Source organism: Arthrobacter sp. Hb9-2, from assembly GCF_059091165.1.
Genome location: NZ_JBNHGJ010000110.1, coordinates 1 through 315, shown reverse-complemented (window position 1 = coordinate 315; position 315 = coordinate 1). Strand labels below are relative to the sequence as shown.

Below are 315 nucleotides of genomic sequence, written 5' to 3'. Positions count from 1 at the left end.
CCTTGTATTTGGAGCTCATGTCCTTGCCGGTCTCGCGCATCGTGATGATGACCTCGTCCAGGGACACCCGGTGGGACCCGTCGCCCCAGAGCGCCATTTTCGCGGCGTTGATGGCCTTCGCGGCGGCGATCGCGTTGCGTTCGATGCACGGCACCTGCACCAGCCCGCCGATCGGATCACACGTCAGGCCCAGGTTGTGCTCCATCGCGATCTCCGCAGCGTTTTCCACCTGCGCAGGGGTCCCGCCCATCACCTCGGCCAGCCCCGCGGCAGCCATCGACGACGCCGACCCGACCTCGCCCTGGCAGCCCACCT

1 protein-coding gene is annotated in these 315 nt (G+C 67.6%); it reads right to left on the bottom strand.

All coding sequences use genetic code 11. The features are described from left to right. Positions 1-315: L-serine ammonia-lyase, iron-sulfur-dependent, subunit alpha (locus AC5RV1_RS21425; RefSeq protein ID WP_493995963.1), on the bottom strand; the 315-nt coding region annotated here is incomplete at both ends.